This window comes from Levilactobacillus namurensis DSM 19117 (assembly GCF_001434785.1).
Classification (GTDB): Bacteria; Bacillota; Bacilli; order Lactobacillales; family Lactobacillaceae; genus Levilactobacillus; species Levilactobacillus namurensis.
The window spans coordinates 16,628-42,082 of the sequence record NZ_AZDT01000053.1; the positions used below are offsets into that span (position 1 = coordinate 16,628).

23 protein-coding genes and 2 tRNA genes are annotated in these 25,455 nt (G+C 53.3%); 18 read left to right on the forward strand and 7 right to left on the reverse strand.

Features of this window, described 5'->3' with window-relative positions:
- Window positions 1-282: 282 nt before the first annotated feature.
- The 3 genes from FD30_RS07660 to FD30_RS07670 all read left to right on the forward strand — a co-directional run bounded on the left by FD30_RS07660 (window position 283) and on the right by FD30_RS07670 (window position 1,219).
- Entirely contained in the window at window positions 283-747 is a 465-nt protein-coding gene (locus tag FD30_RS07660; RefSeq protein ID WP_225426462.1) for a VanZ family protein, read from the forward strand.
- Between the two features lie 42 nt (window positions 748-789).
- Complete coding sequence (locus FD30_RS07665) at window positions 790-1,083, forward strand: heavy metal-binding domain-containing protein (protein WP_056944539.1); 294 nt, start codon at window positions 790-792, stop codon at window positions 1,081-1,083.
- A 52-nt stretch (window positions 1,084-1,135) separates the two neighbouring features.
- Window positions 1,136-1,219: transfer RNA gene (locus FD30_RS07670), tRNA-Leu, on the forward strand.
- 94 nt (window positions 1,220-1,313) lie between these two features.
- Here FD30_RS07670 and FD30_RS07675 read toward each other — a convergent pair.
- Together FD30_RS07675 and FD30_RS07680 are read right to left on the reverse strand one after the other, a co-directional pair.
- Entirely contained in the window at window positions 1,314-1,553 is a 240-nt protein-coding gene (locus tag FD30_RS07675) for a hypothetical protein (RefSeq protein WP_024746016.1), read from the reverse strand.
- 74 nt (window positions 1,554-1,627) lie between these two features.
- Window positions 1,628-3,034: a C69 family dipeptidase gene (locus FD30_RS07680; protein ID WP_056944540.1), complete on the reverse strand. Its 1,407-nt coding sequence runs from the start codon at window positions 3,032-3,034 to the stop codon at window positions 1,628-1,630.
- Window positions 3,035-3,243: 209 nt separating this feature from the next.
- On the opposite strand from FD30_RS07680, the gene FD30_RS07685 reads away from it, so the two are divergent.
- The 4 genes from FD30_RS07685 (at window position 3,244) to FD30_RS07700 (ending at window position 8,271) form a co-directional block, all read left to right on the forward strand.
- Window positions 3,244-3,948 carry a Crp/Fnr family transcriptional regulator gene (locus FD30_RS07685; protein WP_056944541.1) on the forward strand — a complete coding sequence of 235 codons (705 nt, stop codon included), beginning with the start codon at window positions 3,244-3,246 and terminating at the stop codon, window positions 3,946-3,948.
- A gap of 146 nt (window positions 3,949-4,094) precedes the next feature.
- Complete coding sequence (asnB, locus tag FD30_RS07690; RefSeq protein ID WP_056944542.1) at window positions 4,095-5,975, forward strand: asparagine synthase (glutamine-hydrolyzing); 1,881 nt, start codon at window positions 4,095-4,097, stop codon at window positions 5,973-5,975.
- 308 nt (window positions 5,976-6,283) lie between these two features.
- Window positions 6,284-7,540, forward strand: a complete 1,257-nt coding sequence (locus FD30_RS07695) for a carboxylate--amine ligase (RefSeq protein WP_056944543.1) — start codon at window positions 6,284-6,286, stop codon at window positions 7,538-7,540.
- A gap of 5 nt (window positions 7,541-7,545) precedes the next feature.
- Entirely contained in the window at window positions 7,546-8,271 is a 726-nt protein-coding gene (locus FD30_RS07700) for an aspartate/glutamate racemase family protein (RefSeq protein WP_056944544.1), read from the forward strand.
- A 73-nt stretch (window positions 8,272-8,344) separates the two neighbouring features.
- On the opposite strand, the gene FD30_RS07705 is transcribed toward FD30_RS07700, so the two are convergent.
- Window positions 8,345-8,686 (reverse strand): DUF1516 family protein, encoded by a 342-nt coding sequence (locus tag FD30_RS07705; RefSeq protein ID WP_056944545.1) that lies wholly within the window; start codon window positions 8,684-8,686, stop codon window positions 8,345-8,347.
- A 274-nt stretch (window positions 8,687-8,960) separates the two neighbouring features.
- Window positions 8,961-10,256 (reverse strand): peptidoglycan recognition protein family protein, encoded by a 1,296-nt coding sequence (locus FD30_RS07710; RefSeq protein ID WP_056944546.1) that lies wholly within the window; start codon window positions 10,254-10,256, stop codon window positions 8,961-8,963.
- A 339-nt stretch (window positions 10,257-10,595) separates the two neighbouring features.
- On the opposite strand from FD30_RS07710, the gene FD30_RS07715 reads away from it, so the two are divergent.
- The 9 genes from FD30_RS07715 (at window position 10,596) to FD30_RS07755 (ending at window position 21,348) form a co-directional block, all read left to right on the forward strand.
- On the forward strand, window positions 10,596-10,838 hold the full coding sequence (locus tag FD30_RS07715) for a DUF2187 domain-containing protein (RefSeq protein WP_024746024.1): 243 nt from the start codon (window positions 10,596-10,598) through the stop codon (window positions 10,836-10,838).
- A gap of 75 nt (window positions 10,839-10,913) precedes the next feature.
- Window positions 10,914-10,984: transfer RNA gene (locus tag FD30_RS07720), tRNA-Gly, on the forward strand.
- A gap of 292 nt (window positions 10,985-11,276) precedes the next feature.
- On the forward strand, window positions 11,277-12,968 hold the full coding sequence (argS, locus tag FD30_RS07725; RefSeq protein WP_056944547.1) for an arginine--tRNA ligase: 1,692 nt from the start codon (window positions 11,277-11,279) through the stop codon (window positions 12,966-12,968).
- Window positions 12,969-13,275: 307 nt separating this feature from the next.
- Window positions 13,276-13,743 (forward strand): arginine repressor, encoded by a 468-nt coding sequence (locus FD30_RS07730; RefSeq protein WP_024746026.1) that lies wholly within the window; start codon window positions 13,276-13,278, stop codon window positions 13,741-13,743.
- A gap of 161 nt (window positions 13,744-13,904) precedes the next feature.
- Window positions 13,905-15,992: a transglycosylase domain-containing protein gene (locus FD30_RS07735; RefSeq protein ID WP_024746027.1), complete on the forward strand. Its 2,088-nt coding sequence runs from the start codon at window positions 13,905-13,907 to the stop codon at window positions 15,990-15,992.
- A 79-nt stretch (window positions 15,993-16,071) separates the two neighbouring features.
- Window positions 16,072-16,416, forward strand: coding sequence for a YlbF/YmcA family competence regulator (locus FD30_RS07740; RefSeq protein ID WP_024746028.1), 345 nt, complete (start codon window positions 16,072-16,074; stop codon window positions 16,414-16,416).
- Between the two features lie 103 nt (window positions 16,417-16,519).
- Window positions 16,520-17,740, forward strand: coding sequence for a metallophosphoesterase family protein (locus FD30_RS07745; protein WP_056944548.1), 1,221 nt, complete (start codon window positions 16,520-16,522; stop codon window positions 17,738-17,740).
- A complete protein-coding gene (locus FD30_RS07750) occupies window positions 17,730-20,360 on the forward strand; it encodes an ATP-binding protein (RefSeq protein ID WP_056944549.1) in 2,631 nt (876 codons plus the stop codon). Before FD30_RS07745 ends, FD30_RS07750 begins: the two co-directional genes overlap by 11 nt.
- A 13-nt stretch (window positions 20,361-20,373) precedes the next feature.
- Entirely contained in the window at window positions 20,374-21,348 is a 975-nt protein-coding gene (locus FD30_RS07755; protein ID WP_056944550.1) for a 3'-5' exoribonuclease YhaM family protein, read from the forward strand.
- Window positions 21,349-21,484: 136 nt separating this feature from the next.
- Here FD30_RS07755 and FD30_RS07760 read toward each other — a convergent pair whose 3' ends face one another.
- The 3 genes from FD30_RS07760 to FD30_RS07770 all read right to left on the reverse strand — a co-directional run bounded on the left by FD30_RS07760 (window position 21,485) and on the right by FD30_RS07770 (window position 23,289).
- Entirely contained in the window at window positions 21,485-22,393 is a 909-nt protein-coding gene (locus FD30_RS07760; RefSeq protein ID WP_056944551.1) for a peptidylprolyl isomerase PrsA, read from the reverse strand.
- A gap of 107 nt (window positions 22,394-22,500) precedes the next feature.
- Window positions 22,501-22,827 carry a hypothetical protein gene (locus tag FD30_RS07765; RefSeq protein WP_056944552.1) on the reverse strand — a complete coding sequence of 109 codons (327 nt, stop codon included), beginning with the start codon at window positions 22,825-22,827 and terminating at the stop codon, window positions 22,501-22,503.
- A gap of 3 nt (window positions 22,828-22,830) precedes the next feature.
- Entirely contained in the window at window positions 22,831-23,289 is a 459-nt protein-coding gene (locus FD30_RS07770) for an HIT family protein (RefSeq protein ID WP_371862347.1), read from the reverse strand.
- A gap of 191 nt (window positions 23,290-23,480) precedes the next feature.
- Here FD30_RS07770 and FD30_RS07775 point away from each other — a divergent pair, with 191 nt between their 5' ends.
- Window positions 23,481-24,215 carry an ABC transporter ATP-binding protein gene (locus tag FD30_RS07775; protein ID WP_056944553.1) on the forward strand — a complete coding sequence of 245 codons (735 nt, stop codon included), beginning with the start codon at window positions 23,481-23,483 and terminating at the stop codon, window positions 24,213-24,215.
- Window positions 24,212-25,438: an ABC transporter permease gene (locus FD30_RS07780; protein ID WP_056944554.1), complete on the forward strand. Its 1,227-nt coding sequence runs from the start codon at window positions 24,212-24,214 to the stop codon at window positions 25,436-25,438. Before FD30_RS07775 ends, FD30_RS07780 begins: the two co-directional genes overlap by 4 nt.
- Window positions 25,439-25,455: the final 17 nt, after the last annotated feature.

Here is a 25,455-nt window from a genome sequence, read left to right on the forward strand (position 1 = left end):
AAGAGACCGAAAAAGTAGTAGAAACTGATCGTCCTAGTAGTTCATACCTTAAATACAAATATCCCCTAACCGGTCAAACGATAGATTGCTCATGCCCCTGATGACGGGGGCCGACTGATGATAATCCGGACGAAAGCGTTTGGTCAGTGAGGCGCCGTTGGGGAGAGAACATCTTTTTTCGACCAGACTCCTGCGGTATACTGGGGGCTACTGAGAGGGTGTGAGAGAATGATAAGATGGGTCCCTTTTATGCTGGTTAGTTGCGGGTGGCTAGTCTTAGTGGTGAAAAATTGGCGAGCTCGTAACTGGCGGCGGGTCCTGTGGTGGCTAGGGTGCTGGGGCCTCAGTGCGCTGACCTGGACCCCGGTGGCCTTTTCTTTCGGGAGTGAGAGTCTCGGGAAGATTACCACCAGTCAATGGGGCGGTGGCGTCTGGGTCTTAATTCCCCTAGAGCCCGCTAGTATCGATACGTCCTTCTGGTTGAACGTGGTGATGACTTTCCCCCAAGGGGTTTTACTGAAGTGGAATTGGCCTCATTTGCGCTGGTCGCAAGTGATCGGCGCGGGGTTGCTTACGGGACTGACCTTAGAAGGAGGGCAGGCCATCGGCAACGCGTTCGTGGCGCTGGGCCGGTGGGTCGATATCAACGACGTCTTGACGAACTGGACGGGGGTAGTCTTAGGCGCTTGCGCCTGTGCGTTAGTAGCTCGGTACGGTCACTGGCGATTGACAAGCCCGAAGCGGTAGTTCAGTATAGAGAAAAAGGACGTTAAATGGGGGAATTGACCAATGTTTATGACGACTGGCGGGCTGAACCGCGCACACGCAATTCAGGGAATCTTGACGGCGACGGCCCACGACATGTTACGCTCGGAAAAGCCTGATGAATTTGAACGGTTTGATGTTTTGTTCGACGAGGTTAAGCAGCAACTGATGCAGCAGGCACAGACTGCCGGTGCTGATGGCTTGATCGAGGTCCGGTTCAACACGGAGGTCGTGCAGATGAACGTGGCGCCGAAGTTTCTGGTGGTCCACGGCTACGGAACGGCGATTAAGTTTCCGGAGCAAAAAAATTCGAAATAAGGGTTCCCTTTTTTAACGGGATAGTGTAAGATATTATTTGTTGTTAAGAAATGCCCCGATGGCGGAACTGGCAGACGCGCAGCGTTCAGGTCGCTGTTTGGGTGACCAAGTACAGGTTCGAATCCTGCTCGGGGCATCAGTTAGCATCGGTAAACGTCCAGTGGTGGGCGTTTTTTTTATGGCGTAAAAATAGGCGTTGCGGTTATGACCGCAACGCCTATTGAGCATCGTCAGAGTTTTTTCGAAATCGTGTAAGGCTTAGCGGGTTTGAACTTAGACTGCCCGTTATCGAGCTGTTGCTCCGCTAAGAAGATATCGAAGGAGGGCTCCCCTTTGTCACTCTTGACGACTAACACATGACCATCTTGACTGTGCCGTTCTTGGTAGATCTGCGCCGTTTGGACGGCTTCATGATAGTCGTGAAAGTTACCAATTGAATCACCAGGATTAAATAAAACAACTTCATCCATCACAATCATTCCTTTCGGGGCTAGCTGCTACCCTTAGTATACCGCAGAAGCGGGTCAGTGAAAACGGTATCACCTTACAAATTTGCATCCATCTTGAATGAAAGGGCGGAGAGCTCGGCGTTGGCCTGAACCAGCTTCCCAATTTGCTGTTGAATGGTGGTGGTGAATTGAGTTGCCGTTTCCGCGTTGAAGGTCCCTAGGGCGTGAGCGGAAGACTCCGGTAAGGCGTCGCCGGCGGTAACTCGTTGAATCGCCTGGCTCTGGGTAGCCTTGATGAAGTCATCGATCAGGGCCCGGTTAGCGTGAAAGTGGTCTTCGCTCAAGACTTCCAATAACTTGGCCTGCCAGTAAGGATTGGTGGCGCTGTAGTCCCCGTTGGCCTCGCTGTAGGCGTCGCTGAGCTGGTCCCCTGCGGCAAAGAAGGGCACGTAAGGGTTGAAAGCGGGATTACCGAAGGCTTGCCAAATGATTCCCGCCCGTTGTGGTGCCACGTTGCGCCGAATCTGCAGGATGTGGCTGTTTTCAGTCCGGGCGAGGCCAATGGCCCGGAATTGGGTCTTTTCGGCTGAAGTCCCGCCGCCTAACGGATCATAAGGAGTCTCTTGGTAGTGTGACCCCAGAATAGCGGCCACGTCGTCGAGTCCAATCTTGTGCTCCGCGTGTTGGATGAAAGGCAATTCCATACTGGTCGGGTTCTCATACGCGCTGGGTGTCAGTAGCTGATGGCCGTACCAGACCCGGGGGGTATTATAATGGGCATCTTGAATCGAGTGGGTGCCGAAGATGTGCCGAGAATTAAAGCGTCCGCCGTCTGGATTGAGTCGGTTGGCCTGAACAAATTGGCGAATACCCGGGGAGGTCAGGAAGTCGGGGCTGTCGAAGTCAACGTCTTCAATGGCCAGTTGGTTGGCAACCACGGCGTAGGCGTCGTCGGGGATGCGTTGAGCGACCCAGTGGTGACCACTCACGACTTCCATGTACCAGACCTCATCGGGATCGCTGAACAGCACGCCGTTGGTCTCGGCCGCTCCCAGGGTACTGACCAAGTGACCTAGGCGTTGGATACCGGCCTGCGCAGAGTCCACGTAGGGGAGCACCACGGTCAGCATGGCATCTTCGGCCAGTCCGTGGTCCAAGAGGGGGTCGACCCCCAGAACGCGGCTATTGGTATAGGCACTTTCGGTCGCACTCATGGCGACGTTATGGGCGTTGATGCCACTTTCACCATAGTCGCCGGCGCTGGGATCGTTATCGGGCACGGCGGAGTACTGGACCGCGTGGTCGGGAAGTGGGGTGCTAAACTGGTTGCCCTTAGAGACAAAGGGGTTCTCCCGGGGTTCATCGGCAGGATGGATCACGGCCCGTTTCGGCCAAATGGCGACCCCGTTGTCTTCGTTCCGCGCGATGAGCGTGCTGCCGTCTAACGTAGCGAGTTTGCCGGCCAAAAAGGACGTGCAAGCTTGGTGAGTCTGGTGAGTCATAGAAATCTCCTCCTAACTAGAATGTATAATCACCTTCAATATACACCACTCCTGCAGGGCCGCAAAGCGTCTTTTACCAGTGTTGCGCGAGAATTTGATAGAATGGGTCTATACGGTAATAACAGATGGGTGGTCAAACCACGGATACCCACGGGGGTAATTTTGACACTCGTGGTGTACAATGGGTTGGACAGAAAGAAGGAATCTTCATGGGAGAGGTCATTACAGCGCACCACCATACGTTGGCTCGTGAGTTGGAGTGTGTGTCACAGGTGCCGATTTTTCAGGAATTGAATCAGGAACAGCGGACGTCGATTGCCAAGGTCACCCGTCCCATCCACGCACAGAAGGGGGAGACCATCTACCGGCCGGAAGAGGTGTCGCAGACCCTGTACATCGTGAATGTGGGCCAGGTACGGTTATACCATTTAGGTGAGGACGGTAAGGAACGGGTCTTGCGGGTCCTGAACCCCGGAGACTTCATCGGTGAGATTGCCTTGTTTACTGATGAAATTCATCAGGACTACGCCGAAGCGACCAAGGCGACCGAACTCTGTACCATCTCGCGGACGTCGTTGACCGAACTGCTGGACCGGGTCCCTCCATTGGCGCTGTCGTTGTTGGGGGCGTTGGCCGTTCGGTTACGGGTCGCCCAGCGGCAGGCCACGTTATTGGCGATTCCCGACGCGTTGCCCCGTTTAGCGGGATATCTGCTAGAACTCAGTCACCAGAAGACGGGGACCTTGACGTTACCGATGAGTAAGCAGGACTTGGCCGCGTACCTGGGGATGACTCCGGAGTCACTAAGTCGGAAGTTAAAGCAGCTGGTGACGGCGGGGGCCGTGGCCACGGTTGGCCGGCGTCAATTGACCGTTTTGGACTTGCAGGCGCTACGTGAAGTGGCCCCACAATGACCCATTGTTAGCTATCCGGTTAAGAATCACTAATAATATGGTATTCCCAAAATAAATTTGCTAAAATGATGGGTGTTATGTTTTGTGTTTTATTGAGACAATGAAGGACTTTTTAAAGAGAGAATAAATTCAAAGGGGATACGCACATGTGTGGATTCGTTGGTTATGTGAATCAAAAGGATGTACCCGCAACGACGATTAACGATATGGCGGACCGCATCAAACACCGGGGGCCCGATGACGAGGCCTACTTTAGCGACGATCAAGCCGTGATGGGTTTCCGGCGGTTGTCAATTATTGACTTAGCTCACGGTAAGCAACCGATGTACAACCGGGACCAGACCAAGGTCTTGACCTTTAATGGTGAAATTTATAACTACCAAGAGATTCGGGCGGACCTGCAAAAGCTGGGATACGAGTTCAAGACGGACGTCGATTCCGAAGTGCTGATTCACGGGTACGATGCCTGGGGTCCTAAGTTATTGGACCGTCTACGGGGAATGTACGCCTTTGTCATCTACGACAAGGTCAAGAACGAAGTCTTCGGGGCACGGGACCACTTCGGAATCAAGCCGTTGTACTACTACGACGATGGCGACACCTTCTTATGGGCGTCAGAAATCAAGGCGTTCTTGGAACACCCGAACTTCAAAAAAGAATTCAATGAAGAACTCTTACCGATTCACCTGAGCTTTGAGTTCATCCCATCACGGGATACCATGTTTAAGCACGTCTACAAACTCTTGCCGGGGCAATACTTCCTGCACCGTAACGGGAAGACGGAGACGCACCGGTACTTCAAGTTCAGCTACGACCACATTGACAACAGCCAAACGGTCGAAGAAGACGCGAAGAAGATTCGCAAGATTGTTGACGAGTCGGTGGACGCGCACATGATCGCCGACGTGGAAGTGGGGAGCTTCTTATCTAGTGGGATCGACTCCTCCTACGTGTTGAACGAAGCCGCGAAGTTGAAGCCGATTCAATCCTTCTCCTTAGGGTTTAAGAATTCCAAGTACAGTGAACTGAGCTGGTCGACGGAATTCGCGAAGGAAATCAAGCAGAAGAACACGCCGCTCTACATGACGGGGGACGATTACTTCGATATTCTGCCAACCATCATGTATTACATGGATGAACCTTTATCCAACCCGTCCGCAATGCAGCTGTACTACCTGTCTAAGGGGACGCGGAAGAGCGTGAAGGTGGCCTTGTCTGGTGAAGGTGCCGATGAATTCTTCGGGGGGTACAACACCTACCTAGAAGCTATTCCGTTCGAACGCTACCAGAAGTGGGTCCCGTCACCGATTCGGAAGATGTTAGGCGGTATCGCCGAACACCTGCCACGCTTCCATGGCCGTCGGTTCTTAGTTCGGGGAGCGGAGCCACTGAGTGAACGGTATTACCGGGTCAACTACGTCTTCGATTACTACGACCGGAGCAAGATCCTGAAGAACCCGAAGTTGAACCAGGATGCGGGAGCTTACACCCAACACCTCTTCGATGATGTGAAGGGCTTGGATGAGATGACCCAGATGCAATACTTCGACATCAACACCTGGTTACCGTACGATATCCTGCACAAGGCTGACCGAATGAGTATGGCCAACTCGCTGGAAGTTCGGACCCCGTTGGTTGATAAGGAAGTGGCGAAGTTTGCCGCGACCATGCCGGTCAAGACCCGAATCCACGCGGACGAGACTAAGGTCTCCCTGCGGACTGCGGCCGAAGCCGAATTACCAGAACGGGTCGCTAAGAAGGAAAAGATGGGCTTCCCATCCCCAATTGCGACCTGGATCAAGGAAGAACCTTACAAGTCACGGATCATCGAAGCGTTCAACTCCGATGTGGCTCACAAGTTCTTCAATACGGATGCGTTGATGGAGATTCTACACGAACACATTAACGGCAAGTCTAGCATGCAAAAGATCTTCACCATCTACACGTTTATCCTCTGGTACGAAGTTTACTTCCCAGAAGAGACCACGGCGAAGACGGTTGATCTGGTTCACCGGACCCAAATCTAAAGCTCGGCCAGTGAGGTGTTTGCCTCATTAGCTACCCGTCAAGGTTGCTAGTGACTCGGTCACTAACAACCTTGTTTTGGTCTCTGGGAATACAGACCGTATATTCTAAGCCCAAAATTTGTTAAGATAGTGTTGCATAGTCAGCAAGCCCCTCGACAAGCCACTAGCAAACTTGCTATGGTGAAGACTGGTTAGCTGGTTGACTGGTGGGGCCCCTGAATGGGGAAGCCCAACCGGGATTAAAAAAGAGAATTTAAGCCAATCGGTCAGGCAGACTGGTTGGAAGTTGCGAAGGGACTTTAGTAGTTATGGAAACGAATGGCGTAAAATTCACCCCGGTCTTACTGGGGAGTGACTTTAATGTTTACGGGATGGCCCGGTCGTTTTATGATCTATACCACGAACCCGTACAGGCTTTTGCCAGTATCCAATTGGCACCGACCCGCTTCACCAAGGTCGTGAACCTGGAACTGATCCCGGGGTTTGATGAAGACCCTGTTTGGATCGAGACCATGCGAAAATTAAAGGAACGGTACGCGGACCATCCGGAACCCGTAATCCTAATCGGGTGTGGGGATGGTTACGCGGAACTGATCAGTAAGCATAAGGCAGAGTTGGAAGACGTCTTTATCTGCCCGTACATCGATTATGATAAGTTGCGGCAGCTGAACAATAAGGAAAACTTCTATAAGGTCTGCGACAAGTACGGGTTGCCTTACCCGCACACACGGATCATCACCAAGGAAGAGGCCACCAGCGGCGAGCCTATCGACCAACCTTTCGGCTACCCCGTAGCGTTGAAGCCAGCCAACAGTGTCGAATGGTTGGACGTCCACTTCGAGGGCCGGAAGAAGGCCTTTCGGATTCAGTCGGCAGCGGAGTTCACCGACATTGTGGCTAAGATTTACCAAAATGGGTACACGTCAGACCTGATCTTGCAGGACTTTATTCCTGGGGATGACAGTAACATGCGGGTCTTGAACGCCTACGTGGACCAACACCATCACGTGAAGATGATGTGTCTAGGGCACCCGTTGCTAGAGGACCCAGCGCCATCAGCGATTGGAAATTACGTAGCCATCATCCCAGAATATAACCAGACCATCTACCAAAACATCCAGAAGTTCCTGGAAGAGATTGAATTCACCGGTTACGCCAACTTTGACATGAAGTACGATGTGCGGGACCAGTCGTTTAAGCTGTTCGAAATCAACTTACGGCAGGGACGTAGTAGTTTCTTCGTGACCTTGAACGGCTATAACCTGGCTGACTGGGTGGTCAAGGACTACGTCAAGCACAGCTTGGTTGACGCACCAACGGTCTATGGGAACCAGGACGAAGCCCAACACGCCTTATGGCTGGGGGTTCCGGTGAAGGTCTTCAAGCGTTACACGCGCGAGAATGCCGATAAGGACCGTGCCTTGAAGTTGATTGCAGCGGGCAAGTACGGCACCACGTACCGCTACGATCAGGACATGAACCTGAAGCGTTGGGCGTTGATCCAGTGGATGCAGCATAACTACACGGTAAACTTTAAGAAGTACTTTGCGGAAAATAAGGGGTAGAGACAATGCAAAAATTCTTTACGATTATTGGCGGCATGGGAACGATGGCCACCGAGAGTTATCTTCACCAGTTGAACCTGCGGACCCCCGCACGCGCTGATCAGGAGTATTTGAATTATATCTTAGTCAACCACGCGACGGTGCCGGATCGGACGGCCTATATCTTAGACCACACGCAAGCCAGTCCGTTGCCCAGTTTGCTGGAGGATATTCAGCAGCAACGGCAATTAAAGCCGGCGTTCTTCACGTTGCCTTGCAACACCGCCCACTACTTCTACGATGATTTGCAGCAAGCCGCAGGGGAGATTCCCATCTTGCACATGCCGCGTGAGACGGTTAAGGAGATTCAACGGAAGTTCCCTAACGCCAAGCGCATTGGCATCACCGGCACGCGCGGAACGATTGCGGATAAGATCTATGAAAATGAGATCAAGCGCGTCGGTCTGACGCCGGTCTTACCGACAGAGGCCATTGAAGACCAGACTATGACGCTGATCTATCACGATATCAAGGAACGCGACCAGGTCGATGCGGACCTGTTCCACCGGATTGTTCAAGAGATGATCGAAGACCAACGGGCCGACGTGGTGATCTTAGGGTGCACGGAGCTCTCGTTGGCTCAGGAACGGGAACCGGAGACCAAGTACCCCGTAGCGGATAGTCAGTCCGTTTTAGTTGACCGGACCTTGGAGCTGGCCACTAAGTTACGGCAGACACCGGATGAAGCTTAACATCGGGTAACACGCAAAAAGACGTTTAAACGGCAGGGTGAATCCCTACGCTTAAACGTCTTTTTGAATGCCCTTATTTGAATGCTAAGGTTAAGCCCAGACAAACCGTGACTAACCCGACGACCCCCATGACCCAATAGATGAAGTGGGGGGTATCCCGTTCAATCTTGCGACCGAAACTGACTTCGATCAACGCAATCGTGGCGATACCCAGGGCGAACTTAAGGCTGATCAGGAGTGGGGCGTGGCCGAACGTGCGAATACTTAAGACCACGCCACTGATAATCATGACCAGATATGCGCAACGGGCTAGCAGGAGAAACTGGGTCACGCGTTTTTCAGAATGTCGCGTTAAACCCAGTAAAACGGCAATGGTCAAGACGACCCAAGTCCAGAAGTGCAGTGCTAACCACATCTCATCGCTTCCTTCCCCTAACTTTTAACTTTAGCGTACCATATTGGGGGACCGTCTGCTCGTATATTACGAGAACGACGGGAAAACTTAAGCAAAACCTGAGAATTGATTGGTCAATGACCAAAGTAACGACCTGGGATTCGGGTAGGCGTCCAGGGGGCGCCTAATGTGGCGGCCTGACGGTTCTGCGGAATCTTCTAAAAAATCCCTTCTTTTAAACGGCTTAGCCGATAAAAGAAGGGGTTTTTGGGTGGTGCTTTAACGCTTTACGGGATTAGTTCCAAGTCAAGCTTGATGCTAAAGCCCAGTAAGTCTTGTTGTTGATGACCACGCGGTACCAGGTGGTGCCATCCGTGGACTTGACGCCCCGCTTGTTGATGGCGGCTGGTGTCCCAGCTGCGAAGTCTTGCGTGTGGGCGATGGTCTTGGACAGGTACTTGGAGTTCAAAACGTGGTTGTATAGTGGCGTATTCGTTGCGGTCTTGACCTTCGGTGAGCCACTAGCGTCGCTGTAAGTGACGCCAGGGAAGTGGAGCACCTTGCTGTAGACCCAGTACTTGGCCTTGGCGTTCTTCGAGAAGCGAATCCGGTACCAAGTGGTCTTCCCGTTCTTGATGCCGCGGCTGTCGACGAAGACCCGCGTGCCACGGTGGTCGCTACTCAACCGGCCCCAGCCAATCTTGTGAGCGCCCTTGGTGCCCTTAACGTGGTTGTAGACGGTCCAGTTCGTGTAGTTCGACGTCAGCGTGGCCGTTTCGTTATTGCCCCCGTGGTTGTACCGAACGGAAGTCGTGGTTGCGGTGTGCTGAGTGGAACTTGGGGCCGTGGTGGTCGAACTGCTGGAAGAGCTGTTCGTGGCGGCACTTGAGCTGGAACTGCTGCTTGCATTGCTGCTGTTAGCAGCCGAATTTCCCGACAACTTAGCGTATTGCGTGTTGACCAAGTCGATGAAGTTGCTCATGTTGTAGGTGGTGCCGAAGTAATTCCGGGCGTTCGTGGACCAGTAGCCGTCCGGATCGCTGTGGTTAGTGCCTCCCAGACGGTTAGAAACGTCGTGGTGGGACAGAACCGTGGTGTACCGCTTAGGCGTGAGGCCGTATTGCTTCAGGATGTAGGCGGTGTAGTACGCGCCGTTGTTCAGTTCCTTGGCGAAAGCGGCCTTGGAGTGGACTTCGACTTGTTCGAATTGAACGTACCGTTGGTTGGCGACGGGACCCGCCCCCCAGCAGAGGTACTTGGTGTTCGCCACGTTGATGATGTTGCTGGCGTCGACGAACGTGTGCACGAAGGCGTTTTGGTAATTCCGCTTCATGAACGAGATTTCGTTAAAGATCGTGGAATTCGGGTTGGCCGTTTCGTGGACCACGACACCCTCTGGTTTGCCGTTGCGGTAGTTGTACTTAGGGAACCCGGACCAGATCTGCTTGGTGATCGAAGGGGTCGCGTAATGCTGGTTTGCGATGTAGTCGTTAATGCTGTTCGCACTAGCGGGGGTCGCACTGAGTAACAGTCCCAGACAACCAGCCGTTAGGGCAGCTCCCCGGGCTGCCCAATGTTGCCATTTTTTCATATTCGCATTCTCCTCCTATATATGTAAGTCATTTCTAAAAAACACGGATCACAACGCCTTGATTATAACGTATCTTGTGAAGGTTGGGTATGATTTACTGTTAGCGACGGTTAGCGGGATTGTTCGTGAACCTCCGTGATTTTAAGCCAGCATAACCTTGAATTAGAATGAATGGTCGGCTTTTTGTCGTTTTTACTAAAATTAGTAATTAACCCGTTCGTGATTGTGAGATTATTTCAAACTTCTTACAATTCGGTTGCGAGTCTGGGACACTCCGCTTGCGATGGTCGCAAAACTTGACTATAATGAAACATTGCATGATGAAGGGAGCGACTAGGGATGGCCGAAGAAGAAGATCAATCAGGCATCAAGGTTGGCGATTACGTAGCAGCGAAGAAGTTTGGGCCTTTGGAACACGACTTCACGGGTGAGGTCACCAAGGTGTATACAAATTCAGTGCTGGTTGAGATCCGTCAGTATGATCCCAAGGATAAAACCGCGGTAGACGACATGAATAATCGGGCAGTTGTCCGCAAAAGTGAAGCCAAGGTAACCGCAGCCCCAAAGGATTCTCAAGCATAAAAATCAATTTCTTGAATTTTTTTACAAAAAAGTACTGACAACTCCAAAAAGGTATGCTATACTTTTTTGTGTTGTGCGGGTGTAGTTTAGTGGTAAAATCCAAGCTTCCCAAGCTTGTGTCGCGGGTCCGATTCCCGTCACCCGCTTTCGAATGAGAGGCGGCCAATTGGTCGTCTTTCTTACTATTATCATTCGAAAGTTAAGCCAAACAGAAGAGTAGCGTTAAGATCGACGATTGAGCGAATCCGGGATGGTGGAAGCCGGAGATGGTCACTGACGTGAACGGACTGGTTGGATAAGTTAAACAAATCATTTAAGTGGACTTTTAAGTCAATTAGAGTGGTACCGCGGGTGAAACTCGTCTCTTACAGGTTATAATACTTGTATGAGGCGAGTTTTTTTATCCCACGGGATACCGCCGATTAAGGAGGAATTCGTATGGATTATAAACAACAGGTAACGGATGCACTGGTTAAGGCCCTCGATGGTCAACTGACCGCTGATGAGATCAGTAGTAAACTGGAACGTCCCAAGACGTCAGACAAAGGGGATTTAGCGTTCCCAACGTTCACGTTAGCTAAGACGCTGCACCAAGCACCCCAACAGATTGCCCAAGATTTAGCAGGTAAGTTGGACCAGACTGGTTTTGACAAGGTAGAAGTTGTTGGCCCATACCTGAACTTCTTCTTCGATAAGGCGGCTTACAGTGAAGCCACGCTGAACACGGTTCTGACGCAGGGTGCCGACTATGGTCAAAACCAAGACGGTGCAAACGGAAACGTGCCGATTGATATGTCCTCACCAAACATTGCCAAGCCAATGTCCATGGGGCACTTACGGTCAACGGTAATCGGGAACTCGATTGCTGAAATCCTGAAGAAGAACGGTTACCACCCAATCAAGGATAACCACTTGGGTGACTGGGGAACGCAATTCGGGAAGCTGATCACGGCCTACAAGCTGTGGGGGAACGAAGAAGACGTGAAGAAGGATCCCATCAACAAGTTGGTGGAATACTACGTTCGTTTCCACAAGGAAGACGTCGACAAGCCTGAACTGGATGACGAAGCGCGGGAATGGTTCCGGAAGCTGGAAAACGGCGACCAAGAAGCCCACGACCTGTGGCAATGGTTCCGGGAAGTCTCCTTGCAAGAATTCAACGACATTTACAAGGTCTTGGGTGTCGAATTCGATACCTACAACGGTGAAGCCTTCTACAACGACAAGTTAGCGGAAGTTGTTCAACTCTTGAAGGATGACCACCTGTTGGTTGAATCCCAAGGGGCCCAAGTGGTCGACTTGAAGAAGTACGACCTGAACCCAGCACTGATCTTGAAGAGTGATGGCGCTTCGCTGTACATCACGCGGGACATCGCAACGGCGCTCTACCGTGACCGGACTTACCACCCAGTTAAGAACTTATACGTGGTGGGTTCTGAACAGATGTACTACTTCAAGCAATTGAAGGCGGTTCTGGAAGAGATGAAGGTCCCTTCTGCTAAGGACTTGCACCACATTCCGTTTGGGCTGATCACCGTGGATGGGAAGAAGTTATCCACGCGTTCTGGCCGGATCATCCTGTTGGCCGATGTCTTACACGACTCCGTCAAGATGGCTCAAGAAGAAATCGTGGAGAAGAACCCAACGCTGGCAAACAAGGAAGAAGTTGCCAAGCAGGTCGGGGTTGGAGCCATTGTTTTCGGTGACCTGAAGAACGAACGGATGAACAGCATTGACTTCGTCTTAGCGGACCAGTTGAAGTTCGAAGGGGAAACGGGGCCTTACGTTCAATACGCCCGGGCCCGGGCCGAAAGTATCTTGCGGAAGGCTGCGGACGTGAACGTTCAAGCCAACGGTAACCAGATTACCGATCCAGAAGCTTGGGACACGATTAAGGCGTTAGCCGACTTCCCAGCCGTGGTTCGGATGGCGTGTGACGAATACGAACCATCCGTCGTTGCCAAGTATGCAATTCGGGTTGCTAAGAGCTTTAACAAGTACTACGCCCACACTAAGGTCTTGACTGACGATGCTGAATTACCAGCACGGTTAGCCTTAGTCAAGGCGGTTTCGACGGTCATCAAGGAATCCCTGCGTCTGTTAGGGGTTCAAGCACCGGACGAAATGTAATCAAAATGAAGGTGTGATTAAAAAGCGACTGCCCGCTGGGTAGTCGCTTTTTTTGAGGTCGCCTTGCTGATTAACGCCGGTGGGGCGGGTTATTTGGCTCACTAAACAAATCTGTGATGGGGGGTGGCCGTAGGTGAACGGCTAAAAATAAAACGAATTATGAGAGAAGTTGCCTTTAAAGAAGGCGCTTTTTTGCGTTGAAAACGAATATTTGGTACACTAAGTTCATAAATATTCAAAGTCATGTGGCACAATCCGCATCCTTTGAGATTAGATCATGCAAGTTTATGCGGAGGGGGCCATTTTCATGAAAAAAAGCATTCGCCAAGCACGAATCGAACAGTTAATTAATCAGTATCCTATCGGAACCCAAGAGGAGCTGATGGAGCACTTACAGGAAGTCGGGATTCAAGCAACCCAAGCAACCATTTCACGGGACATTCGGGAGATGCAGATCGTGAAGGCCCAGGATGGCCACGGCCATCTGCGCTACACCATCTTCAAGGCGGGAAACCGCAGTGAAGAGGAGCATCTCCGCGAAACCATCAACGAGGTCGTGACGGGCCTAACGCGCGTTGAATTCGTGAACATCGTGCGGACGTTGCCTAGCAACGGGAACCTCCTGGCCGTAATTTTCGATGATCTTAACCTACCGGAGATTGCCGGTACGTTGGCCGGGCACGACACCATCTTTATTATCAGTCCCAGTGCGGAGGTCGCTAAGAAGCTCCACGACCGCATCGCTGCTGAGATGAATCCAGAAATCGCCCATTAACGTGACGGACAGGAGTGGCCCAATAAGGTCGTCCTGTCTGTTTTTGTTTTGGGTTAAGCTAAGTTAAAGGTTCATAAAATTTGCCCTGAAAACTAGCGTGCCGTCCAGTCTATGCTATGATAGGAACATCATGACACTTGAGTAGAAGAGGCTATCGAAAAATGAATAACCAACAACCAAATCCAGGCACCGGTTTCAAAAACCGTTTCAAGCGGCTTTGGCGCCGGTTTCAGTTGACGCGGTGGCTGATTGTCATCGTGTTGACGGGAATCTTCCTGATGAGCGGTTACCTGACCTTCATGGCCAAGACTACCGACGTCGGGAACTTAAAAGCATCGCTAGAGAATCCGACGAAGATTTATGATCGCCAGAATCGCAAGGCCGGGACGTTGTATTCCCAGAAGGGGACTTACGTGCCGCTAACGCAGATTTCGACCAACGTTCAACACGCGGTCATTTCTACTGAAGACCGGAATTTCTACCACGAACACGGCTTCTCCGTTAAGGGCATCGCCCGGGCGTTTTACCTGTACGGAAAGAATAAGCTGTTGCGTCGCGACTACATCAGTGGTGGGGGAAGTACGCTGACCCAACAACTGGTGAAGAACGCTTACCTGACACAAGAACAGACGTTTACCCGAAAATTCAAGGAGTTGTTCTTATCCGTAGAGGTCGAGAACGTCTACAGTAAACAGGACATCCTCTCGATGTATCTGAACAACGCCTACTTCGATAAGGGCGTCTGGGGGGTTCAAGATGCCGCTGAGCGGTACTTTGGCACCTCGGCGGAGAACTTAACGGTCCCGCAAGCCGCGACCTTAGCCGGCATGCTGACCAATCCTAGCGGGTTCAACCCCGTCGATCATCCGCAAGCTTCTCGTCAGCGCCGGAACGTGGTGCTGGGGTTGATGGCGGAGACGGGAGCGATTACCAGTGCCCAGGCCAAGCAGTATCAGGCGACCGCGCTGACCACCAACGATAATTACACCTACAAGAATACCTATAAGTATCCGTACTTCTTCGATGCGGTGATCAATGAGGCCATCAGTAAGTACGGGCTGACCGAATCTGAAATCATGAACCGGGGCTACAAGATTTATACCACCCTGGATCAGAACAATCAGACGCAGATGCAGACCCTGTTTAAAAATGACAACTACTTCCCCGCTAACGCTAGCGATGGGACTAAGGTTCAGGCTGCCAGCATTGCCATTGACCCCAACACCGGGGGCGTCGAAGCCGTCGTCGGTGGCCGGGGGAAACACGTCTTCCGGGGCTATAACCGGGCGACGCAGATGCGCCGTCAACCCGGGTCGACAATCAAGCCGTTAGCGGTTTATACGCCGGCGTTAGAGAACGGCTACTACTATGATTCACAGCTGACGGACAAGAAGAAGTCTTACGGGACCAACAACTATACGCCGCACAACTACGGGGGCGTTTACAGTGGTAAGATTCCGATGTACCAAGCCCTGGCCCAGAGTACGAATGCGCCGGCGGTCTGGTTGCTGAACAAGATTGGGGTCGACAAGGGGTACGAGTCGGTCAAGAAGTTCGGCCTGCCCGTGACCAAGTCGGATAAGAACCTGGCCTTAGCGCTAGGGGGCTTGAAGACCGGGGTCTCGCCCCAACAGTTAGCACAGGCCTACACGGCGTTCGCCAACAACGGCCAGATGCGTTCGGCCCACTATATTCGGAAAATCGTAGATGCTTCGGGCAACGTGGTGGTCGATACCCAGGATTCGGCGGCCAAGACCACGCGCGTCATGTCCAGTAAGACGGCTAAGCAGATGACCAGTATGATGATGGGCGTCTTCAATTACGGAACTGGGGCGTCCGCTAAGCCGTACGGGTACACGATTGCTGGTAAGACCGGGAGTACGGAAGCCGACGGAGACGCCGACGCGACCCGGGATAAGTGGATCGTAGGCTACACCCCGGACGTGGTGGTGACCACCTGGGAAGGCTTTGACAGCACCAGTAGTAAGCATCACTTGGAAGACGTCAGTGGCGTGGGCGAAGGTCCCCTGTTCCAAGCCGAACTCCAGGGCATTCTGCCGAACACCAAGGGCACGTCCTTTGATACCCAAGACGCGTCGACCTTAGCCAAAGGCGAAAGTACAGGCGGGTCCACCAGCGATATCTGGGACCAGGTCCAACAGGGTCTCGATAACGCGGGGAAGTCGTTCAACAACGCGGCGGATAAGGTGAAGTCGTGGTGGGAGAAGGCTAAGTCCTACGTGGAGTAGTCAATTCTTCACTAGGGTCAGCGGTCAAAACATGGTACACTTGATAAGTAAACGATTTTATTGAGGAGGAACCACCACTATGGCTGAAAATTTACACGACTTAGGGAACCAGGTGGCCGAAGCATTAAAGGCCACCCCAGACTACCAGGCCCTTCAAAAAGCATTCGCAACTATGAAGGCTGATGCCGAAACCTACAAGTTGTTCCAAGAATTCCAACAATTACAAGGGACTTTACAACAAAAGCAAATGGCTGGTCAAAAGTTGACCGAAGACGAGTTGAAGCACGCGCACGACTTGGCCGAAAAAGTCTCCAAGATCGAGTCCATCAAGGACTTAATGGAAACTGAACGGGGAGTCAACCAGATCTTATCAGATCTCAACCAGACCATTACGCAACCAATTCAAGATCTCTACCAGGGTTAATCCCCGGTGATCGTCGGTGCGACGCTTCCTGCGGGAGGGGTGGCGCCGGCGATTTTTTTCGTGAAATGACCGGTAGACCATGCGTGCAGAAGGAGTGAGAGGCGTGCAGTTTATTCACGCAGCAGATTTACATTTAGATAGTCCGTTTTTGGGGCTGGCGACCCTGCCGAATGCTTTATTGACGCGGATTCGCCAGTCAACGTTCGCCGCAGCGACCAAGATCTTTGACCGGGCGTTAGCGGAACACGTCGACTTTGTGGTCCTGGCCGGCGACCTCTTTGACCGCGCCGAGCAGAGTGTGGCGGCCCAGGCCTATCTCTTCGACCAATTCGAACGGTTGAACCAGGCTCAGATTCCCGTATTCGTCAGTTTTGGGAATCATGATTACGCCACGGATCAGCACCAAGCGGTGGCGTATCCCGCGAACGTGACGGTCTTCACGGACCACGTGGGCACCCAGACCCTGACCCTAGCGTCGGGGGAGACGGTTGCCGTGAGCGGCTTTAGTTATCCGCAACGGTGGGTCACCGCGGACCCCTTACCGGACTTTCCACCACACGCCCAGACGGATTGGCATATCGGCCTCTTACACGGGGCGGTGGCGACTGGCGGGACGGCGGACCACTACGCGCCCTTTACCTTAGCTGAGTTGCTGGCTAAACGGTATGATTATTGGGCGTTGGGCCACATCCATCACCGGCAGCAGTTGAACGCCCAGCCACCCGTGATCTATGCGGGTAATCCGCAGGGGCGGACCCAACAAGAGACTGGCGCCAAGGGGGCCTACCTGGTCACCAGCCAGGGACGACAATTGGTCCCGCAATTCTTTGCGACGGCTGACCTCTTATGGGAGACGGCCACGGTGACCACGGGTGCCACGACCCTCACGGAGCTGGAAGATGCCCTGACGACTTGGGTGCGGGCACACCCGGCCTCACAGCTGACTCTGACCCCCTTAACGCTGCAGTTGACCACCGAGTTAACACCGGCGGACCAGGCGCAATGGCGGGCCACCGACTGGCCGGCACTGTACCAGCGAACGCACCGCGCGGACCTGAATGCGGCACAGCGCTACTTTCCGCAGATGACCCTGCAAGGGCCCACCGCACGCCTCCAAGCCCCCCAGCTCGATCAGACGTACTGGAATCAGGGGGCCACGGCGACCTTTACGCCGGAAGCGATTCAGCGGTTATTCGGGAAACTGGCTCAAGAACCCAGCCTAGCGGACTGGCTGGATACGCAGGTGACCCCGCAGGACTTAGCGACTTTAGCGACCCAGCAACTTCAAGGGTTGATGAACCAGGAGGGACACGATGTATCTTAAAACCTTAACGTTATTTGGTTACGGTCAGTTCCACGACCGGACCTTCTCGTTGGACCGGGGGCTTAACGTCATTTTGGGCCCCAACGAGGCCGGAAAATCGACCATTACCCAGTTCATCACCGCCATTTTATTTGGCTTTCCCACTAAAAAACACCCGGCGTTACGTTACGAACCGCTGGATGGAAGTCGTTTCGGGGGGAGTATCGAATTGGTCAAGGATCAGGTGACGTACCTGGTGACCCGGGTGGATGGTCCTAGGGGTGGTCGGGTGACCCTCAAGAACCTGACCACGGACTTGCCGTTGCCGGCGACGCAATTGACAACGTTGCTGGCTCCGGTCGATGCGCAGCTCTTTACTAACGTCTATGCCGTCAACGAGATGCGATTGGGCACGGTTTTTCAGGCTTCCAAGCAAGTCTTGACGGAACACCTGCAACACGTTGGGGCGGTCGGGAGCGACTTTTGGCTGGCACAGGCTAAGACGTTGGACCAGACGGCGGAGACGCTGTATAAGCCCCAGGGCCGGAAGCCGACGTTAAACCAGTTATTACAAGAGCATCAAACGTTACGCGCTAAACTGGCCAAAGCCAATGAGGCCTATACCACTTACTGGCAGTTACTCAAGGACCAGCGGGATAGTCGCCAGCAACAAACCACGTTACAGCACCGCTTGACGAAACAGCGAGCAACGACTGACCAATTGACGCATTTGCAAGCACAATGGTCAACCTTTGAACAGTGGCAACGCCTGGGAACGGCGACGGACCAGCCGACCGCAGGCTTTAGCCAGGAGGATGCCACTGAACTGGAACGGTTGCGTCACCAGCTCACGGCCAGTCAGACCAGTGCCCAGGCCAATCAACGTCGGTTACGGGACCTCCAGGCCCATACCCAACTATCAAGCCTGTTTCAACAGTACTTACGGGTTCCCGACCAGGTCGATCCCTTATTCGACCAGCTAGCCGCGCAGACGGCAGCGGGCCAGGAACGCGACCGCTTGGCGGCCACGGACCAGGAGCTTGCGCAACGCATGGGGGCCATTGAACAGCAGTACGCTACGGCGGATGGTCGGATGCCCCGGCCGTTCTCGTTGCAGACGACCCAGACCTTTAAGCAGGCGCAGGCAGACCTGCAACTGGCGACTCAGAAGCGTCGCCGGTTGCAACAGGAGTTGAATCAGCTCAATGCCCAGTACCAGGCTGCGCAACCCACGCGTCGCCAACGGAATCCGTTGGCTGATAAACAGTTGGGCTGGCTGGCCGCTGGGTTGGTGGTCCTGGTGGGGGCCATGTTCCTCCCGGGAACGCTCTTTAAGCTGATTGGGGCCGTCCTGGGAATCGTGGTGGGCTATTATGGTGTCTTCATCGTTGACGGCGAAACGCCGGCTAGTCGGGAAGCCCAGCAATTGACTGCAGATATCCGGGATACGCAGGCCCAACTACGCGAGGGCAACCACCGAATCGATGACCTGAATAACCAGATTGACGCCGTGGGAACCAGCCACGGTCTCGACCACTTACCCGTGGAACAATGGTTTGCGGCCCAGACGGCGATTGGGGAGTGGGAACGGTTGACCGCTCAGCGGCAGACCGTCCATGACCAGTTGGCCCAGGCCACAGCGCAAGTGACCACGTTTATGACGCAGGCGACCACTGCACTACCAACGCTTAAGGGCCAGTCATTGACCAGTATCTTGACCCAGTTACGGCAATTGCAGAGTACGCAGCAACGGCTGATCACCCAGAACGGAGAGCTGGCGAACCTGACGGGACGGATTCGCCAGGACCAGGCCGCCGTTAAAACCGCGGAGCATGCGGTGGCGACCTTCCTGCGGACCCGGAACATCCCGGACACAGCGACCTTTTATCAGACCTATCAGGCTATCCGGGACCAAGGTAACCGGACGGCCCAACGCCAGGCTTTAGCCGATCAGTTGGGCGCAGAGACCTTAGCGGCGCTACAAGGCTTCTCGGATCAACACCAGTTACAGCAGCAGGTTCAGACGGCGCAGGACCAGCAACAGGCCGACCAGCGTCAACTGGATACGGTCACGACACGGTTAGCCACGTTGGCCGGTCAGTTGGCGCAACTGACCACTAACGGGACCCAGACCGTATTACGTCAGCGGTTAGCCAACCTAGAGACCCAGATGCGCGCGACCACGCAAGACTGGTTAGTCGCACGGCTGACCAGTCAGTGGATTCGCGCCACGTTGCTGGCGGCATCGGGGGATCGGTTGCCCCGAATCGTGGCGCGGGCCAGCACTTTTTATGCGCAACTCACGGAAAACCGGTATACTAAACTTGACTTAACAGCGGAAACGTTACGAGTGCGACGGGCAGCCGATGGTGTCTGGCTGACCGTGGACCAATTGTCCCGGGGAACGGCCGAGCAGTTGGACCTGGCCATGAAGTTGGCCTTTGCGGTGGTTATGCAGCCCCAGGCGGCTATGCCGTTAGTGATCGACGACGGTTTGGTCAACTTCGATGCGCAGCGGCGGCAAGCGGCTTATCGCTTGTTGACCAAGTTGGGCCAGCAGTTGCAGATCATTCTGCTGACGGCCGATGCGGCAGCGGCGCAACCCGCCACTGGCCGGCGGGTCTTAACGTTGACGACTTAGAAAGGGTGATTCGATGACGACAAAGAAACAACTGATGGACTATGCGGTCGATGACGCGGTGGACCTATTTGTCCTCCTGAAGTCGGCGGACGTACGGACTGCGAAGAACGGGAAACCGTACATTGCATTGGTTTTTGAAGACCGGTCGGGAGAGATTTCCGGTAAGTATTGGGACGCCAGCCCCGCGGATACCGAACAATTTGTCGCGGGTCAGGTGGTTCATTTGCAGGGGCGGCGAGAGAAGTACCAGACGCACCCGCAGATCAAGATTACCCATATGCGGTTAGCCACGCCGGGGGATGGTCTCAGTGCGGCCGACTTTATCGAACAGGCACCGATGACCCGCGAGGCCATGGAAGACTACATTAACCAGACGATTTTTGAAATCACCCAACCGACCTGGCAACGTCTGGTACGGCGCCTCCTGACGGAATTTCGGGACCAGTTCTTTACTTACCCGGCGGCGAAGAGTAACCACCACGCGTTCAAGGGGGGCTTAGCCTTCCACACGATTTCCATCTTACGGTTAGCCCATTCAGTCACGGCCCAGTACCCGGACTTAAATGCACCGTTGCTCTACGCAGGCGCAATTCTGCACGACCTGGGAAAGACGATTGAACTGTCGGGGCCCGAAGCCACCACCTACACGCTGGCGGGCAACCTGGTCGGGCACATCGTCTTGATCGATGGGGAACTGGTACGGGCGTGTGACCCGTTGAAGTTGGATCCCCAGGCGGAAGACGTGCTACTCTTACGGCACATGATCTTGGCTCATCACGGCTTGCTGGAGTACGGGTCGCCCGTTCGACCAGCATTACGGGAGGCCGAGGTCTTGCACCAGCTCGATGAACTCGATGCGTCTATCATGATGCTGGATACCGTGGTCGGGCATACCGCACCAGGTGAGTTCTCGGAACGGGTCTTTGCCTTAGATGGTCGCCGATTCTACCGGCCGAACCAGTCAGGGCCAGTAACGCCTCAGGAATGATGATTTGAAAGATGAAAAGGGAAGCATCCAGATTGGGGCGGCTCACTGAGCTGCCTGATCCGGATGCTTCCTTTTTGGGTGTTTGGGCAAAAAAAAACGGCCCGCCGGTGGGCGAGTCGTTTGAGGTGGTTAGAAATTACTTAGATGATGAGGATGAGGAGCTGCTTGACAGGTAATCTGACAAGATGTTCTTCAAGTCGTTGTCCTTGATGGAAACGTTCCCCTTCTTCAAGACCTTGGCAACAACGTCGTGCAGCACCGTGCTGTCGTTCATGTCGTTGTCGATGATTTGTTGCTTCAGTTCAGCCTTGTGTTGCTTCAGAGTACCCTTACCAGGGTTGTTCAACATCAAGATAACGTGGTAACCGTATTGCGTCTTAACAGGCGTTGCGGTGTATTCGTCAGTGCTCAACTTGAAGGCGGCCTTCTTAAAGGTCGAGTCCAGGGACGTATCGGTACTATCGAAGGCCGTTAACTTACCGCCCTTCTTCTTAGTTGCCGTATCCGTGGAGTACTTCTTAGCTAACTTGGTAAATTCACTTTCCAAGTTGGCCTTCTTGGTGTCCTTTAAGTCGTTGATGACCTTAGTGGCCGTGGACTTCTTAGCAACTAAGATGTGAGCAACGGTGACCTTAGGCTGGTAACTCTTGAATTGCTTCTGGAGTTGCTTGTCCGTGACCTTGACGTTGTCCTTAACGGCTTCCTTCAACAGTAAGTTGGACCGGATTTCGGTCTTCAAGCTGGATTGCGTCATCCCACTTTGGGTCAAGACGCTATTAAAGGAAGAACCGTATTGGGCCTTGTACTTGTTGAACTGCTTGGTCACAGCATCCTTGCTGACCTTGCTACCGTATTGCTTCTCTAAGACCTTGTTCAAGATCATTTGTTGCAAGACTTGCTTACCGGAAGAAGTCCCTTTCAGACTACTGTAGTAGGCACTTTCGGTAATCTTACCACCGTTCGTCGTGGCAACGGTCTGACTCCCACAACCAGCAAGCGTGAAAGATAAGAGCACACCGGCTAGGGCGATAAACCATTTCTTCATATTCTTCAACACATCCATTCATCAAAATTGGTGTTCATCACCATACTCGAACATCATAACACAAAAAATCGTAAACCTAAAAAGGTCCCGGAACTTTTACAAAACCTTCAAAATTGTGACTGTTCTAAATGGTCCAGGGTTTCCTCAATTTTAGCCACCCGGGGGGCCACTTTAAACTGAAATTTATCAATCTGCGTTTGAATCGTGTTAAGCGTCTGGGTCCCGTCTTCGATGGCCTGCGCTAGTTTCTGTGCATCGCTAGCCACCCGGTCTTGCGCGGTTTTAACGTTGTCGAACTGTTGCGCCGTGTGGGTGGCTTGGCGTTTGACCTGACGTCCCCAGGTGAGGGGATCTTGCTGGGTCAAGGCTAAGTAAGTTGCTAAACCAACACCGGCAGCCACCGTGACGCCGGCAACGAAGCGTCCAATTCCCATCGTCTATCCCTCCAGATGTGATTTGATGGCCGTTTGAATCGCGGCGTATTTCGCAGGCGTGTAGTTGTCCGCGTTATCCTTGAAGATCATCTTAAAGTCGTCTTGGTCGCTGTAGCGCGGAACCAAGTGAATGTGAGAGTGGAAGACTGATTGGTAAGCGACCTTACCATTGTTGTTCAGAATGTTCATCCCAGCGATGGTGGGGTCGGCCGCCTGAATCGCGCGGGCAATCTTAGGGATACGTGAGAAGACCGCCGCTGCGAGGTCCGCGTCGTAGGCGAAGATGTCTTTGACGTGGGTCTTGGGGATCACCAGCGTGTGGCCGGGCGTCCCTTGCGAGATATCCAAAAACGCCTTAACAACGTTGTCTTCGTAGACGGTGTAACTCGGAATCTGACCTTGGAGAATCTTGCAGAAGACGCAATCATCGTCGTAGTGTGGTTCGAGGGTCATTGATGCCATGAGAACTCCTTCTTTCATTTCAATTTCATCCATTATACACCACCCGTCTGGTTCAGTTCTACGGCGACCGTTCGTTCATAGGGCCGACTATGGTATAATAGGGCGGTTAATTCAGAAGAAACGCTCTGCAAGCGGGGGTGCGGATCACTCGCGGCAGGGGATAAAACTCGTAGAAATGAAGGGATGTTTAGATGGCGTTAACGGTAAGCCATGTCGTGGGGGGCTACTCCCAGATTCCCGTCTTAAAAGATATCAGTTTCGACGTCAAAGACGGTGAACTTGTCGGCTTGATTGGCCTGAACGGAGCTGGGAAGTCCACGACGATTAATCATATTATTGGGCTGTTGACCCCGCACAAGGGGACCATCACGATCAATGGGGTCACGATTACCCAGGATAGTCAGGCCTATAAGCAACAGATTGCCTACATTCCCGAAACGCCGGTTCTGTATCAGGAACTGACCTTGCGGGAACACCTCGAAATGGCCATGATGGCCTACGACCTCGACCAAGACCAGGCTTGGGAGACGGCGAAAAAGTTATTGAAGACTTTCCGGTTGGCCAATAAGCTGGATTGGTTCCCCGCGAACTTTTCCAAGGGGATGAAGCAAAAGGTCATGATCGTTTGTGCCTTCTTGACCCAAGCCAAGTTGTTCATCATTGATGAACCCTTCTTGGGACTGGACCCATTGGCCGTCAATGACCTCTTACACTTGATCCAGGAACGTAAGGCGCAGGGGGCCAGTATCCTGATGTCGACCCACGTGCTGGATACGGCCCAACGGTATTGTGACCGGTTCGTCTTATTGCACTCGGGGCAGGTCAAGACTGAGGGAACGCTTAGTGAGTTACAAGCCGCTCTTCCGGAAGCGGGAGAATCACTGAACGACATCTACCTCTCCATGACCAAGGTCGATCGCCAATGATCCAGTTGTTTAAGAACCGGCGGGCCCGCCATCTCCGGGAAATGGCGAAGTACCTGCGGTTAGTGTTTAATGACTTTTTCGTATTTGCACTTCTCTTCTTCTTGGGGGGCCTAGGATTAGGCTATTCCAACCTCTTGAAGACCTTAACGTCGGGTCTTTGGTGGGCGCCCTTAGTGGCGCTGGTGGTGTTGGGAATTACGGTCCAAGTGGGCCGCTTCGCCACGTTGATCGAAGATGCTGACCGGGTCTTCTTGCTGCCGAAGGAACGGGCCATGCAGGGGTATCTGGTCGCCGCCCGACGGTACAGCCAGTGGTTGGCCCAGGCAACGCAACTGATCGTCTTATTCATCATGACGCCTTACCTGCGGGTGACGTTGAGTTGGTCGTTGGCCACGGTCGCGGGTCTCGCGGTGACTCAGGTGATCTTGAAGGATACCTTGTTGCGCTTAGACCTCGCGAGTGCCTATCAGGTAACGGGGCAACGGCGGATGAACCACTGGACTAACAAGTGGGGCTTGAGTCTGATCGTCCTGGCCGTGGGGCTATGGACTAACCCGTGGATTGCGGCAATTCTAGCCGTTTTAGCTGACGGGGCCGTAGCCGTGTGGTTCCAGCAGCACTGGCAACGGCAACAGATTCGTTGGCGAGAACAGATTGCGCTCGAAGATAACCGGATGCTAGGCATCTATCGGTTCTTTAACCTCTTTACCGATGTGCCGATGGTCTCGGGAACGATTCACCGGCGGCACTACCTCGACGGTCTGTTGCGGCGGATTCCTGTCCGGCACGATCAAGCCTATCTGTACCTCTATAGTCGGGGGATGCTGCGGGGCACCGAGTTCAGTGGCTTGGTGGTGCGCTTAACGGTGATCGGGATGATCCTGCTGGCTTTCATCCAGGGAACTTGGTTGCCGGTGATTTTAACGGCGCTGTTCATCTACTTGATTGGGTTTCAACTGTTGCCGTTCTTCCAACAGTACGACGATATCGTGTTCACGCACGTTTATCCGTTGACTTGGGAACAGCGATTACGGAGCTTTGTGCAGTTGGTGACCCTGATTCTGACCACTACGGCGGGGTTGATGTGTTTAGTCGTGATCCTAGCCGATCGGCGGTTGTTGCCCGCGCTAGGGACGGTGGGGGTCGCAGCGGTAGAGGTCTGGTACCTCGCCCGCGTCTACACACCGCAACGGTTGAAGCGCGCGGCGCAAAATAAAGGTTGACGCCAACTACTTTTCCC